The 15,047-nt window shown below is 52.3% G+C and carries 12 protein-coding genes; 2 read left to right on the plus strand and 10 right to left on the minus strand.

Going from position 1 to position 15,047, the window contains the following annotated elements:
* Positions 1 to 86: 86 nt before the first annotated feature.
* Positions 87 to 1,505, plus strand: a complete 1,419-nt coding sequence (locus tag BQ8005_RS14120) for an ATP-dependent DNA helicase (protein WP_075318488.1) — start codon at positions 87 to 89, stop codon at positions 1,503 to 1,505.
* Here BQ8005_RS14120 and BQ8005_RS14125 read toward each other — a convergent pair.
* Positions 1,477 to 2,820: an MATE family efflux transporter gene (locus tag BQ8005_RS14125; RefSeq protein ID WP_075318489.1), complete on the minus strand. Its 1,344-nt coding sequence runs from the start codon at positions 2,818 to 2,820 to the stop codon at positions 1,477 to 1,479. The genes BQ8005_RS14120 and BQ8005_RS14125 overlap by 29 nt on opposite strands.
* A gap of 151 nt (positions 2,821 to 2,971) precedes the next feature.
* Between BQ8005_RS14125 and BQ8005_RS14130 the strand changes: the two genes are divergently transcribed.
* Positions 2,972 to 3,649: a tetratricopeptide repeat protein gene (locus BQ8005_RS14130; protein WP_075319274.1), complete on the plus strand. Its 678-nt coding sequence runs from the start codon at positions 2,972 to 2,974 to the stop codon at positions 3,647 to 3,649.
* Between the two features lie 40 nt (positions 3,650 to 3,689).
* Here the strand turns inward: BQ8005_RS14130 and dnaG are convergent, their stop codons facing one another.
* From dnaG to BQ8005_RS14175, 9 genes are all read right to left on the minus strand, one after another.
* Positions 3,690 to 5,795: a DNA primase gene (dnaG, locus tag BQ8005_RS14135; protein ID WP_075318490.1), complete on the minus strand. Its 2,106-nt coding sequence runs from the start codon at positions 5,793 to 5,795 to the stop codon at positions 3,690 to 3,692.
* 121 nt (positions 5,796 to 5,916) lie between these two features.
* Positions 5,917 to 6,690, minus strand: a complete 774-nt coding sequence (locus tag BQ8005_RS14140; RefSeq protein ID WP_075318491.1) for a prephenate dehydrogenase/arogenate dehydrogenase family protein — start codon at positions 6,688 to 6,690, stop codon at positions 5,917 to 5,919.
* Positions 6,691 to 6,814: 124 nt separating this feature from the next.
* Complete coding sequence (locus BQ8005_RS14145; RefSeq protein ID WP_075318492.1) at positions 6,815 to 7,882, minus strand: bifunctional 3-deoxy-7-phosphoheptulonate synthase/chorismate mutase type II; 1,068 nt, start codon at positions 7,880 to 7,882, stop codon at positions 6,815 to 6,817.
* A gap of 144 nt (positions 7,883 to 8,026) precedes the next feature.
* The gene (locus tag BQ8005_RS14150) at positions 8,027 to 9,223 is read right to left on the minus strand and encodes a pyridoxal phosphate-dependent aminotransferase (protein WP_075318493.1); all 1,197 of its coding nucleotides are present in this window, start codon (positions 9,221 to 9,223) and stop codon (positions 8,027 to 8,029) included.
* Positions 9,204 to 10,052: a prephenate dehydratase gene (locus BQ8005_RS14155; protein ID WP_021847841.1), complete on the minus strand. Its 849-nt coding sequence runs from the start codon at positions 10,050 to 10,052 to the stop codon at positions 9,204 to 9,206. The genes BQ8005_RS14150 and BQ8005_RS14155 overlap by 20 nt, the downstream gene beginning before the upstream one ends.
* Positions 10,053 to 10,327: 275 nt before the next feature.
* Positions 10,328 to 11,086, minus strand: coding sequence for an endonuclease/exonuclease/phosphatase family protein (locus BQ8005_RS14160; protein ID WP_075318494.1), 759 nt, complete (start codon positions 11,084 to 11,086; stop codon positions 10,328 to 10,330).
* 14 nt (positions 11,087 to 11,100) lie between these two features.
* Complete coding sequence (locus BQ8005_RS14165; RefSeq protein ID WP_075318495.1) at positions 11,101 to 12,099, minus strand: Gfo/Idh/MocA family protein; 999 nt, start codon at positions 12,097 to 12,099, stop codon at positions 11,101 to 11,103.
* A gap of 37 nt (positions 12,100 to 12,136) precedes the next feature.
* Positions 12,137 to 13,096, minus strand: coding sequence for a tetratricopeptide repeat protein (locus BQ8005_RS14170; protein ID WP_075318496.1), 960 nt, complete (start codon positions 13,094 to 13,096; stop codon positions 12,137 to 12,139).
* A 37-nt stretch (positions 13,097 to 13,133) separates the two neighbouring features.
* Positions 13,134 to 15,032, minus strand: coding sequence for a RecQ family ATP-dependent DNA helicase (locus BQ8005_RS14175; protein ID WP_075318497.1), 1,899 nt, complete (start codon positions 15,030 to 15,032; stop codon positions 13,134 to 13,136).
* Positions 15,033 to 15,047: the final 15 nt, after the last annotated feature.

Here is a 15,047-nt window from a genome sequence, read left to right on the forward strand (position 1 = left end):
TTTTTTAGTTTATTATATTCGCACCGCAAAAATAAGAGAAATAAATTTAAAAACGATAGTTCCCGTTACTTTTTTCTCATACGAAAATGATAAATAACTATTTAGAAAGGCAAATTAAGGAAAATTTTCCTTACCAGCCAACTGTAGAGCAAGAAAATACACTAAAAATGTTGTCGCAGTTTCTGTGTTCAAGAGAGAAGGATATTGCATTTCTGCTACGTGGTTATGCAGGTACGGGAAAGACTTCTCTGATTGGAGCGCTGGTTAGGACCTTAGATAAGCTTGAGCAGAAGGTTATGCTTTTGGCACCTACTGGGCGGGCTGCCAAGGTTTTCTCTGCTTATGCGGGGCATCCGGCATTTACGATTCATAAGAAGATATACAGGCAACGAGCTTTTTCTAGCGAAGGTGGAAATTTTGATTTGAATGACAATCTGACAACGCATACTTTATATATCGTGGATGAGGCTTCAATGATTTCCAATGAAGGATTTTCGGGGACGATGTTTGGGACGGGACGACTGCTTGATGATTTGGTACAGTTTGTCTATTCTGGGGAAGGGTGTCGTTTGTTGTTGATGGGAGATACGGCACAGTTGCCCCCTGTGGGTGAAGAGCTCAGTCCGGCTTTGTTTGCAGAGGCATTGAGGGGCTATGGCTTGGAAGTTGTTGAGGCTGATTTAACACAAGTCGTTCGTCAGGAACAACAATCGGGCATTTTGTGGAATGCTACCCGACTACGTAGACTTATAGCGGAAGATGCTATGGATACATTACCGCCTGTACGGGTATCTTGTTTTCCTGATGTCAAAATACTTCCTGGTAATGAATTGATTGATGCTTTGTCGACCTGTTATGATCAGGATGGGATAGATGAGACGATTGTCATTTGTCGTTCTAATAAACGGGCAAATATTTATAATCAAGGTATACGGTCACAGATTTTGTGGCGCGAGGAGGAATTGGAAGGAGGAGACCTTTTGATGGTAGCCAAGAATAATTATTATTGGACTGAGAAAGAAAAAGAATTGGATTTCATAGCCAATGGGGAGACGGCAGTCGTGCGTCGAGTGAGGCGTACGACAGATATGTACGGTTTCCGTTTTGCGGATGTCCTGTTGTCTTTTCCCGATTGGCAGGATGTCGAATTGGAAACTCGATTGTTACTTGATACGTTACATAGCGATGCACCAGCCTTGTCACGTGAAGACAATGAACGGCTTTTTCAGAGTGTACTTGAAGACTATGTTGACGTACCTTTGAAGAAGGAGCGGATGAAGAAAATGAAGGCTGATCCTTATTATAACGCTTTGCAGGTGAAGTATGCTTATGCGGTGACTTGTCACAAAGCGCAGGGTGGTCAATGGAAAAATGTATTTTTGGACCAGGGATATATTACGGATGACCATCTGACACCAGACTATTTCCGTTGGCTTTATACGGCTTTTACCCGAGCTACGGGGACGATTTACTTGGTCAATTATCCGACGGATCGTGTGGAGTAAGTTCGTGAGAAAGGAACGCTTGGCGTGTCATTTGCCGGCTAAGGAACGTTTGTACGATACCTCGTACGCTTAAATAAGTCAGGAAGGCCAGCCAGAGGGCATGGTTTCCCCAGGTATGATACAAGGCATAATACAGAAGGAAGAAGCAGCCAGCTGCTATTGCCATGGATTGTAGCATTCCTTTTGTGTTGGTAGCACCTATGTAGATTCCGTCCCAAATAAAGGCAGTCATGCCGGCTATCGGAATAACCAAGGCCCATCCCAGATAGTTTTCGGAAGCTTCTATCACTTCTGTCTCATCAGTTAACAAGGCTAGGAATGTATTGCCGCCTGTGGCGTAGGCGATGGTGAACAATAAAGCCATGATGCCTCCCCATACGAACAAGTGTTTCTGTGTACAAGTGTATGCTGGGTAGTTCTGAGCTCCGATGTGTTTGCCGATAAGGGCTTCGCCTGCGTATGCAAATCCGTCCATTATATAGGAATAGAGTGTAAATAATTGCATTAGCAAGGTGTTGACAGCTAGTATAATTTCTCCTTGTTCGGCTCCGGCTGAGGTAAAGAACAGGGTGACTGCAACCAGGCAAAGTGTACGTAAGAAGATGTCGCGATTTATTTGAAAGAAATGCCACATCGCTTGCCGTTTCCATAGTCCTTTCCTACTGAAATGTTTCCATAAACTGCCATAATGTCGTATCCATAGTCCTATTCCCATCAGGAAACCTGCATATTGGGCTATTAGGGTACCAAGTGCTACTCCCTCCACCTTTAGCCCGCCTATATATACCAGGCAAAGGCTGGCAATGATGTTCACTACGTTTTGTGTGATGGCGATAATCATTGGAATGCGTGAGTTTTGCATCCCGATATACCATCCTGTGAGTCCATAGAGGCCCAGGGTAGCGGGAGCTCCCCAGATGCAGATGTGGAAATAGGTTGTAGCGAGTCTTTTAATTTCTTCAGTGGGATGGATAAAGAAGAAAGCCGCTTCTCTAATTGGAATCTGCAGTATGATGAGGGCAAGGGCGGCCATCATTCCAATGCCAACGGAACGGACTGCCATTTGAACAATCTCGTCCGCTAAATGTTTACCGTAAAGCTGAGCGGCCATACCGCTTGTCCCCATACGCAAAAATGCGAAAACCCAATAGATAATGTTGAATAACATCCCACCTACTGCGATGGCGCCGATATAGGCAGCATTGCCTAGATGGCCGACTATAGTGACGTCTACCAGTCCCAGCAGGGGAACAGTAATGTTCGATACGATAGCCGGAAGGGCTATATTCAGTATTTGCTTGTCGGTCTCTTTCATTGCGTTTGCAAAGGTAGGCAGAAATGCTAAATAGAGAGAATTTTATTAATGATATTTGTCCAATATTTACTTGACTTTTAGAGGCGGATTGTCTAATTTTGTAGGCCTTCCAAAAAAAGGAAGAGAAACTGGATCTAAACTGACTATTTTTATGAAAATCTGGATGTTAATCATGTTCAGCATGTTTCCGCTTACAATGTTTTCCCAATCGGCGGACGTGCTATTGCGTAAAGTAGCTGATGCGCTTGCCTCGGGGCAAACGGGGTATGCTGTAAGTCTTTTCCGGCAGTCATGTCAGGCTGACGGGCATGAGGCGGAAATGTTTTATTGGACAGAGGTGGATAAGTCGGAGAATACGGCGCCACAGTTTGCTCGCGAGCTGGCTGAGCATTTTAAAGATGTTCGTAATTACACCAAGGCCTATTTGTTCTATAAAGAGTTATTACAGTATACTCCGGACAATGTGGATGTTCTTGTTTCATGTGCAGAGATGGAAGTACGTTGTGGAAAGGTGGCAGATGCAAAGGCTACTTATGAGCAAGTTGTGGCACTCGATTCGGATAATTTGCAGGCATGTAATTTTTTAGGTAGTTATTATTTCCTGAAATCTGAGGATGCGCGTAAAAAAATAGAGGCAGACTTCAAGAAGCTTTCTTCGCCTACCCGTATGCAATACGCCCGTTATCGCAACAATCTCTCATCACTTTTTGATTCGGGTTATTCTAAAGCCCGTGCTTATTTGCAACAAGTGTTGACGCTATTCCCCTCTTCTGAAGCGGGTAAAACTCTTGAGAAAATAAAGCTGGTTGAACAGGAAGTCAACAAATAATCTTTGTTGCTTCATCGTTTGACGGTATGGCTCGATTGGGTTAGAAACTGAGCACTACGCGGTCGCCCAGGCGCTTGGCCATGACGCTTTGTACTTCGCGCAACTCGCTGTATCGTTGCATGATGGCGTTGCATTGTGCCTCGTCCTGCACCACCTTGGGGTCCTGCAGGGCGCGCATCATGTGTTTCAGTTCTTCGCTGACGATGGCATACTTGAAGTTGGTGGTGAGCAGCGGCACCAGTTCGTAGAGCCGTTCTTCGTCGGTCACAATCTTCTGATTCTTATAGTGGTATTTGCTCAGCTGGTAGCGGTCGCTGATGAGCTCCGTGCTCAGGCGGCTGATGACAGGGTCGGGATGTGTCAGGAAGTAGTGCTCGGCCCGGAAACCTTCGTCGTGCAGGTGGGCGGCGGCTTCGGTCATCATCTGGCGGTGGAGCGGATTGTGAAAGGCCAGGTCGTCCTGCTGGAGGTCGGCCACCACAAACTCGATGACCGTTACTGGTGTTTCCTTACCCTCTTCGTCGGTTACGTTGCACATGACGCGTTCGCCGTAACGAACCACCATCTGCAGGATGAGCCGTTCGTAGCGGTAGAATTCCTGCCCCTCCTTGCCTTCCTGGGGGATGAAGGAGGTGTAGCTGTCCGCTGCTTCCGCGATACCCGTTGTCGGTATAGAAGAATCGTCGGGGAAGGGGGGGGCATAGGTCTCGGGCGGCAGTTCCTCTGTCGTGGGGGCGGGGATGTTGCCTGCCTGTGCTTGTGTATTGTCAGCCTGCTGTGCGGCAGCTGTACTGCGCCGGCGTTCGCGTTCGCGCTGTTCGGCCTTGCGCTCGGCTTCCTTCTCGCGGCGCTTGGCCACTTCGGAGACGAGCAGGCGGTCTTCCACGTGCAGCAGCTGGGCACATTCCTTGATATATACGTCGCGCACAATGGCTTCGGGGATGACGGAGATGCTCTGCACGATGTTGCCTATCAGTTCGGCCCGGCGGATGGGGTCCTGGCCCGCGTCTTCCATCAGCAGGTTGGTCTTGAAGCGGATGAAGTCCGTCTCGTGCTCGCGGATGAAGGCCTGGAACTCCGTGGAGTTGTGCTTGCGGGCATAGGAGTCGGGGTCGTCGCCGTCGGGCAGGAGGCACACCTTGATGTTCATCCCCTCTTCGAGCAGCATGTCGATGCCTCGGAGGGAGGCCTTGATGCCGGCCGCGTCGCCGTCGTAGAGCACCGTCAGGTTGTTGGTGAAGCGGTGTATCATCTTGATCTGCTGCGTGGTGAGCGCTGTGCCCGACGAGGCTACTACGTTCTCTACCCCGCTCTGATGCATGGAGATAACGTCCGTATAGCCTTCGACCAGGTAGCAGCGGTCCTGCTTGACGATGGCCTGCTTGGCCTGATACATGCCGTAGAGCTCGTTGCTCTTGTGATAGATTTCCGATTCAGGCGAGTTGACGTACTTCACCTTGACGCCCTTGGTGGCGGAGGCCAGCACACGTCCGCCGAAGGCTACCACCTTGCCGCTCAGCGTGTGGACGGGGAAGATGACGCGCCCCCAGAAGCGGTCGCGCAGGCGGTGGTCGTCCGTCTCGTAGCAGAGACCGGTCTTCACCAGATATTCCTGCTTGTACCCCTTGGCTAGGGCTTCGCGGGCCATGGCGTCGTGGCTCTCGGTGCAGTAGCCCAGCTGGAACTTCTCGATGATGTCGTCGCGGAAGCCGCGGCTGCGGAAATAGGCCATGCCGACGTTGCGCCCCTCGTCGGTCTGCCGCAGGGTGCGGCGGAAGTAGTCGCAGGCCCACTGGTTGACGACGAACAGGCTCTCGCGCTCGCTTTGCGCGGCCTTCTCTTCACCCGTCAGTTCGCGTTCCTTGATTTCGATGCCGTATTTCTTGGCCAGGAAGCGCAAGGCGTCGGGGTAGCTGAGCTGTTCGTGCTCCATGATGAAGTGGACGGCATTGCCACCCTTGCCGCAGGCGAAGCATTTGCAGAGGCCCTTGGCGGGCGAGACGTAGAACGAGGGCGTCTTGTCGTCGTGGAAGGGGCAGAGGCCCACGTAGTTGACGCCGCGCTTGCGCAGGGTCACGAAGTCCGACACGACATCGTAAATCTGCGCCGCGTCCAATATCCGGTCTATGGTGGCTTGGTCTATCATACGGAGTACAAAGGTACGGGTTATTTCCGAGATTCCGTCCGGTTGGGGCGAATTTAATGCCTTGTTCGACCCCACTCGTGGGGTACAGTTGCATCCCGCGGGTGGGCCGCGACCGGACCCTTTACTTCAGCTTCTCGCGCAGGCGCGTCAGGTACTGCTTCATGCCGTCGGCATCCTTCTTCTCGATGATTTCGAGCAGGTTCTTCAGCTCCGTGCGGATGTTGGCCACCTGGGCGGGCGTGCGGGGGTTGAAGAGGATTTCCTGCAGCAGGTAGTCGTCCTCGTTCAGCAGGCCGCGGGCAATGGCCATGTGCTTCTTGAAGGTGGTGCCCGGCGCGTCCTGGTGCTTCATCACGGCGGCGAAGACGAAGGTCGACACGAAGGGGATGGACAGGGAGTAGGCCACCGTCTCGTCGTGCTCGTCGAACGTGTATTCGAAGATGTTCAGCTTCAGCGTCTGGTAGAGGTCCTTGAAGAAGATGCGGCCCAGGTGGTCACCTTCGGTGATGATGATGGCGTTCTCCGTGCTCAGGTTGTTGAGGCTGGCAAACGTGGGGCCGAACATGGGGTGAGTGGACACGTAGCGGAAGCCGCTTTCCTTGTAGAAGGCCTTCAGACCGGTCTTCACGGAGGCGATGTCGCTCAAGATACAGTCCTTGGGCAGCACGGGCAGCACCTGGCGGAAGGCTTCGAGGGTATATTTTACCGTGGCGGCGTTGATGACCAGCTCGGGTTCAAATTCCTTTATCTCGTCCAGCGTGGTGAAGCGGTAGGTGTTGTAGACGAAGCGCAGCTGGTGCGGGTTGACGTCGAACACGGCCGTCTCGTGCTGGAAACTCAGTACGTCGTTGAAGAAGGAGCCCATCTTTCCGGCTCCGAGGATCAGGATTCTCATGATAAAATGAAGAATTAAGAATGAAGAATTGAAAATGAAGAATTAAAAATGAAGAATGAAGAATTTTTCTGAGGGCGTTCGGGCACCGCGCAGCCCTAATTCTTCATTCTTCGTTCTTCATTCTTCATTTGTTAATGATTTCCATTTGCTGTCTTACACTTTCTTCGTGTATGGCTTCGAACACTTTTTTGATAAAGTCGGCATCCATGCCGCACAAGGCGCCTTGCGAGCCACGCTTCTCCAGAATCTCGTTGTAGCGGCCCGTCTGAAGGATGGTCATGCCGTGCTCCTTCTTGTAGGTACCAATTTCGCGGGCCACGCGCATACGCTTGGCCAACACTTGGATCAGGTCGTCGTCACATTCGTCAATTTGCTTGCGCAGTTCGTTCAGGTTTTCAGTGCTCTGGTTGGTTTCGCGGATGACGAGCAGGTTCAGAATGTAGTCCAGAATGTCAGGCGTCACCTGCTGTGCAGCGTCGCTCCAGGCGCAGTCGGGGTTGCAGTGGCTCTCCACGATGAGGCCGTCGAAGCCCAGGTCCATGGCCTGCTGGCACAGCGGGGCTACCAGCTCACGCTTGCCGCCGATATGGCTCGGGTCGCACAGGATAGGCAGGTTGGGGATGCGGCGGCGCAGCTCGATGGGGATGTGCCATTGCGGCAGGTTACGGTAGATGCGCTTGTCGTAGGCCGAGAAGCCGCGGTGGATGGCTGCCAGCCGTTTCAGTCCGGCCTGGTTGATGCGCTCCAAGGCACCGATCCACAGCTCGAGGTCGGGGTTTACGGGGTTCTTCACCAGCACGGGGATGTCCACGCCCTTCAGCGCATCCGCTATCTCCTGCATGGCAAAGGGGTTGGCTGCCGTGCGTGCACCTATCCACAGGATGTCGATGCCGGCTTTCAGAGCCTCGAACACGTGCTTGGCCGTGGCCACTTCGGTGGATACGTACATGCCCGTCTCCTGCTTCACTTCCTTGAGCCAGGGCAGTCCGTCCACACCCACGCCTTCGAAGCCTCCGGGCTTGGTACGGGGTTTCCAGATGCCGGCGCGGAATATCTTGATACCGCGTGCGGCCAGTTGGCGTGCGGTTTCCATCACTTGTTCTTCAGTCTCGGCGCTGCAGGGGCCTGCAATCACCAGCGGGCGTTTTTCGTCCACGCCCGGAAGCGTAATTTTCTCTAAGTCGAGTTCCATAACGATTGAATTTAGAATGATGAATGAAGTATGAAGAATTTGCTATGTTGGCCTTTTCGTTCTTACGGATTCATCATTGTATGTTCTTATGTTTATTAATTGTTCTGTGGTTTACGAATGATGCGGTTGGGAATTCTTCGTTCCTCATTCTTCATTCTTCATTTTCCTGATTCTCTCCAGCGCCTCTTCTAGCTTCGCGTCCTTGCAGCAGAGCGAGATGCGGATATAGCGTGCGCCGTTCGAACCGAAGATGAAGCCGGGAGTGATAAAGACGTGGGCCTCGTGGAGCACGCGTTCGGTCAGTTCCTCCACGTCCTTGCACGAGTCGGGAATGCGGCCCCAGAGGAACATGCCCACCTGCCGTTCGTCGTAGGTGCACCCCAGCGTGTGCATGATTTCTCCGGCCAGCCGGCGGCGGTTGCGGTAGTTGCGGTTGTTGCCTTCGTACCAGTCGGCGTCGGCCTCGAGGGCGGTGGCGGCGGCCAGCTGCATGGCGCGGAACATGCCGCTGTCGATGTTGCTCTTCACCTTCAGTACCCACCCGACGAACTGCGGGTTCGAGGCCAGCATGCCGATACGCCAGCCCGGCATGTTGTGGCTCTTGCTCATGGAGTTGAACTCGATGCAACACTCTTTGGCGTCCGGCACGCTGAGGATGCTCAGCGGATGGTCGTTCAGGATGAAGCTGTAGGGGTTGTCGTTCACGATGATGATACCTTTCCGGCGGGCGAAGTCCACCAGACGCTCGTAGAGTTCAGGTGTGGCGGGCGCACCTGTCGGCATGTTGGGATAGTTGGTCCACATCAGTTTGACGCGGCTTGTGTCCAAAGCCTCCAGCTGCTCCCAGTCGGGCATCCAGCTGTCTTCCTCCTTCAGGTTGTAGTTCACCACTTCGGCGCCCAGTATTTTGCTTAGGGAGGTGTAGGTGGGGTAGCCCGGATTGGGTACCAGTACCTGCTCGCCTGGGTTTACAAAGGCCAGCGTGACGTGCAGGATACCTTCCTTCGATCCGATGAGCGGTTGTATCTCGGTCTGCGGGTCGAGCTCTACACCATACCAACGCTTGTACCACGCGGCGAAACTCTTGCGCAGTTCGGGGATACCCACGTAGGGCATATATCCGTGACCGTCGGGGTTCTGTGCCGCTTCGCATAAGGTCTCTATGGTTTTGGCCGAGGGAGGCATGTCGGGGCTGCCGATGCCCAGGCTGATGACATCCATGCCCTGTGCGTTCATCTGGGCTACTTCCTTCAGCTTGCGCGAGAAGTAGTATTCGCTGACCGAGGCCAAGCGGTCGGCCGGCTTGTAGTTTGTAGTTTTATTACAGTGTTGATTTTCCATCTTCGTATTCTCCTAATATCTTTAATTCTTTGGTCAGTGGGCTGATGGCGGCAAGCGCCTGTTTGTATCTCAAGAGTTGGTCGAACATGACGTCAACGTAGAACTGGTATTCCCATTCCCGTCCGATGATGGGCAGTGACTGGATTTTGGTCAGGTTGATGCGATAGAATGAGAGAATGGACAGTACTTGCGAAAGGCTCCCCTCGGTGTGGGGCAGGGTGAATACCAGACTGGCCTTGTTGGGTTCGCGGTTGCGGTGGCGGTTCAGTTCGTCCACCTGCCATGGGTCTGCCACTACAAGGAAGCGGGTGAAGTTGTGCTTGTTTGTTTCGATGCCCTCCTGCAAGACCTTCATGCCGTAGAGTTCGGCTGCGGCTTTCGAGCAGATGGCGGCGTGCCCTTTCAGGTGTTCCTTTTTGATGATTTCGGCACTGAGGGCGGTATCTTCGCCTTCCACCACCTTGATATTCGGATGTTGGCTCAGGAATTCGCGGCATTGCATCAGGGCGATGGGGTGCGAGTTGACCTCGGTGATGTCGTCCCAGTCTTCTTCGGGCAGGCAGACGAAACTGTGCGAGATGCGCAGTTTGTGTTCGCCGATAATTTGCGTACCGCTCTGTCGCAGCAGTTCGTTGTTGTAGAGCAGGCTTCCTGCAATGGTGTTCTCGATGGCCAGCATGCCGATGACCTGGCTGTCGTGGCGGATGGACTTGAACACGTCTTCAAACGTAGCGCAGCAGATCAGTTCGATGTCTTCGCCTTCGAAGTACCGGTGTGCTGCAATGTCGTGGAAGGAACCCAGTGTTCCCTGAATGGCTATTCGTTTCATATCGTTGTATTAACAAAAAATCCCGCTTCCAATCAATGGGAGCGGGATCCATATCTTTTATTTCAGTTCTCTATTCAGTTCTTAAGCGTCACTGTCACTTGACACATACAAACTCCCGCTCTACTTTGTGGCTAAAGTAAAAGTAAAAGAAGAAGTAATATGCGTAAGTAAACAGGTTCATATCTTGCTTTTGTTGTTATTTCGTCGGCAAATGTAATGCTTTTCTTTGAAATGCAAACAATATTCTATGTTTTTTTTTGAAAAACGTATCAATTTTACTTTTTCAGTACCTGCACGTCCACTTGTACGGGGCGGTGGTCCGATGCGACGCTCTCCGGCAGGACGCTCTGTTGCAGCACCTTGAATTCGTATCCGTTTGCCGTATACCCGTAGATGTAGTCGATACAGCAGTCGGGACGGTCGGCTGGGAATGTATATGCAGTGGTGTCGTTCAGTGCGGTGAAGTGTCGGCCCAGTTCGAGCTGGGGGAACTCAGTGGGTTGGGAATTCATATCACCTGCCAGCAGGACGGGTTTGTGGTAGCCTTCCACCGCTTTCAGAATGTTCTGTACAGCTGTCAGCTGGTCTTCGGGCGTCAGTGACTGGTGGGTGGCGCAGAACACGTAGTCCTTGAATTCGGCCACAATCATGGTTCGCTGTTCTTCGCGTCCGGGCATAGAGATTTTCTTGTAACTCAATGGCTGTTCCTTGGACAGCAATCCGATGCCGTAGCTGCCTCCCTGAAAGGGAATGGCTGAGGCAAAAAGGCCGTGCATGCCGGTGAGCGTTTCCAGTTCTTTCAGGGCGTAGACGCCATCGTTGCGTTGGGTTATACTGTCCAGTTCCTGAAGGGCTACTACGTCTGGTGCGGCCTGCTTGATAATGTTCGCAATGCGGTTGTAGTCATGTACGTTGTCCAGCCCGATGCAGTTGTGCACGTTGTAGGACATGATGCGCAAGTTTGTTGGATTTTGTCCGCAGGAACATAGTCCACAACACAGGGCGAATGCATAAACCAATAACTGTTTTTTCATGATTGTTTCTGGGTTTATAAGGTTGCTTCGTTGTCTGCAGGGTAGACTACACCCCATTCCTGCCGGAGCTGGTCGAGCAAACGCATGATTGCAAGCGTTTCGGCATGGGGCATGGCTGGAGTTTCCAACAACCCTCTGCGCAAAGCGTCGATAGAAGCCTGTACCTCGTATTCGTAGCCGCTGATTTGGGGCGGGCAGTCGTAAATCTTCACCAACTGGTGGTCTGTATCGTAGATGGCGGCCTGTTGCGGATTGTTGATATTGTCCACTACGATATATCCCTTTTCGCCTGAGATGATGCCCTGGCGGTCGTTAGCACAGTTGGCTGTGACCTGCATCACGGCCATATTGCCGTCGGCATAGCGAAAAGAAATGCTTTCCTGAAGGTCTACACCGTTGGCGTTTTTCACGCAGTGTGACTGGATATCTTCGATGTCAGTACCGAATATCATGCGGGCGAAGTTGATGGGGTATACGCCCAAGTCGAGCAGGGCGCCTCCACACAATTCGGGTTTGGCGATTCGTTCTTTATAAGCGATGGAGTAGCCCAGGCTGGCGGTCAACATGTGTGGACGGCCGATGACTCCGCTAAATACCAGTTCACGAATGGTGTTGGAGAAAGGCATGTAACGTGTCCAGATTGCTTCGGTGATAAATATGTTGTGTTCTTTGGCCAACCGTAACAGTTCTTCAGCCTGACGTGCATTGGCGGTAAAAGCTTTTTCGCACAATACGGCTTTCCCGTTCAGGATACACAGGCGGGCGTGTTCGTGGTGATGAGAGTGGGGAGTGGCAATGTAGACCAAATCTACCTGAGGGTCAGTAGCCAGCTCTTCATACGAGCCGTAAGCCTGTTTGAATCCCCATTCCTTGGCGAAAGCTTTGGCGCGGATTTGTTCGCGTGATGCAACTGCATAGCAGTTCACGTCTTTCATCTGTTGTAGGGTGGCAGCCATCTTGGCGGCGATATGTCCGGTACCCAGGATGGCTACGTTGTTTCGTTCTTTACTCATAGTGTTTGGTTTTGTTCTCTGATAGCGTATGAAGGGGTTAGAGTCCCAAAATATCGGTTTGTCTTCCTCCGGGCTGGTTGTTGTATTCACCGTTGAATGCTTCGCTTTCCTTCGGGTTTAGCTCCAGCTCCTTTTTCATATCTTCTGTGGCTCCTTCTTTGTCACCGTTCAGTAACTTGGCCCGACCACGTTCATGGTACGCTTTAGCGAAGTTGGGATTCAGTTCGATAGCTTCATCAAAGAGGGCGATCGCTTCTGTCATTTTTTTCTGTCCAATATACAGTTGTCCCAGGTACAGATACGCCTGTTCGTTGAACGGATTGTCTTCTGTCACTTTGCGGAAGTCGGCCTCGGCTTCTTCCAGTTGTCCGTTGGCTTCTTTTATGCGGCCGCGGAGCAATAAAGCGTTCTCTTCATCGGGGTCCTGGCCCAATATGGCTTCGATATCTTCTGCGGCTTCTTTGTATTGTTGCATCTTTATCAGCGCTTCGGCACGCAGCAGACGTGCTTCGGTGAAATCGTCTTTTAGCAGGATCGCTTTTGTCAGATGGGCAATGCACATGATCCCGTCACCCTGTCCGTCTGTCGCTTTGCCTAGCAGATAATGTGCCATTGCGTTGCCTTCTTCGATGGCAATGGCTTTTTGGGCAGCTTCAGCCATGGCCGGATAGTCTTCTTGTACAAAACATACATTGGCCAGGTTCAGGAAGGTATTGGTGTGAGTCGGTTCGATTTGCGCCATGCGTTCCAGCAGACGGCGTGCCTCGGCCAGCTGGTTGGTCTGTATATAGACCTGTACCAGATACCCCATGGTCTCGAAATCTTCCTGCAGGGCCAACGCTTCCTGGAAGCATTTGATAGCATAGTCGGCACGTCCCATGCGTTGGGCACGCATACCGTCGTATTTGAATATATCGAAGTTCTTTTGTTTGTTCTTCTGTTGCTCCTCTTCCGGATTTGAGGGCTTTCCTGAGAAAAATGACTTGAAAAATCCCATAGCTGTTTCTGATTAATTGCGGGACAAAAGTAATGAATTATTTTCTGATTTGCAGCATTCCGTTATGGGTAAATATTTGTTTGTCGTCCATCATTTGACGTAAAGTCTCCGCCAGCAGGTCTTTCTCTACAAGAAGCTGGTCGGCTAAGGCGGCCGGTGTAAGGGAATGGCCGCTCAGGCAGTGTAAGACTCTACCAGACAGACTGTCAGCTTGTTTGTCTGTTGTGATTTTGTGTCTGAGTCTGAGGCAGGTGTCACATTGGCTGCAGTCGTGTTCGTTCTGTTCGCCGAAGTAGTGCAGTAGCATGCGGCTGCGGCAGGCCGTATCGTTGGTGACGTATTCGAGCATCGCTTTGATACGTTGCTCGTAGCGTGCTTTCCGTTCTTCGTAGACGGCAGGCGGGATGTTCAGCCGGTTGCTTTCCACACGTTCGCGTGTATAGATGATGTAAGGTGTCTTTTTGCGGGGGATGTAGCTGACAATACGTCGTCGGGAGAGTTCCTTCAGCATTTCGTAGACCTGCCGCTGTGTAAAACCGGTACGTATGGCCAGTGTCTCTTCACTGATGAAGGCATAGTCTGTAAACAGGCCGGTGTAAGAGCGTAGAGCCGCCTGGATGAGGCGGTCCATGTCCTCTCCCAGTTCGCGTAACCTGTACAGTTCCTCACGCCCAACGCTGAAAAGCAGGCGCGAAGCGTTGTCCTGTTCGTCGGTATATTCCAGGTAGCCGGCTTGTGTCAGGATTTTCAGGGCACTGTCTACGGGGACAGGAAAGTATTTGAACTTGCGGCAGAAGTCCTCGATGTCGAACTCCCTTACACAGCCCAGTCCGTCGCCCATGGCCATCTCATAATAATATTGCAGGTGTTCGTAGACGTCGCGAATGTAGTCTTTTTCCGGAAAGTTGTCGGGGATGCGCTTGCGCAGCGTCGTGCTGTCCGATTGGGCGTAAAGGATAATGGCATAAGCTTTTTGTCCGTCGCGGCCTGCACGGCCCGCTTCCTGGAAGTAGGCTTCGATGGAGTCGGGCAGATCCAGGTGAATGACCAGCCGTACGTCGGGCTTGTCGATGCCCATGCCGAAGGCATTGGTGGCTACCATGACGCGGCTTTCGCCCTTTTGCCACCGCTGTTGGCGGATGTCCTTCACGGCGTCGTCCAGTCCGGCGTGGTAGAAGTCGGCAGTGATGCCCTGCTGTTGCAGCCATTCGGTCACCTCCTTGGTACGCCGGCGGTTGCGTACGTAGAGGATGGCACTACCCTCCATGCGTTGCAGGATATGCAGCAATTCGCTGGCTTTGTTTTCCGTTTGTCGCACCACGTAGGCAAGGTTGGTCCGCTCGAAGCTCATACGGAATACGTTCTCCTTGCGGAACTCCAGTCGCTGTTGGATATCCTTTACCACTTCCGGTGTGGCGGTGGCGGTCAGGGCCAGGATAGGTACGTCCGGCAGCAGGTGGCGCACTTCGGCTATCTTCAGGTAGGCCGGGCGGAAGTCGTATCCCCATTGCGAAATGCAGTGGCTCTCGTCTACCGTAATCAGGCTGATTTTCATTCTGGACAGCTTGATGCGGAAGATTTCCGTGTCCAGCCGTTCGGGTGAGATGTAGAGGAACTTGTAGTTGCCGAAGATGGCGTTCTCCAGCGTTGTGATGATGTCCTGGCGGTTCATACCCGAGTAGACAGCCAAGGCCTTGATACCTCTTCGTTTCAGGTTCTGCACTTGGTCTTTCATCAGGGCGATGAGTGGGGTGATGACCAGACACATGCCTTCCTGTGCCAGGGCAGGCACCTGGAAGGTGACGGACTTTCCGCCGCCCGTCGGCATCAGGCCCAGCGTGTCGCGTCCCTCGCCGATGCTGCGGATGATGTCCTCCTGTATGCCGCGGAAGGAGTCGTAGCCCCAGTATTGCTTTAAGATTGCCTGATAGTCCATGACTGCGAAAATCCG

Origin of the sequence: Bacteroides togonis (assembly GCF_900130135.1) — a bacterium.
GTDB classification, from domain to species: Bacteria; Bacteroidota; Bacteroidia; order Bacteroidales; family Bacteroidaceae; genus Bacteroides; species Bacteroides pullorum.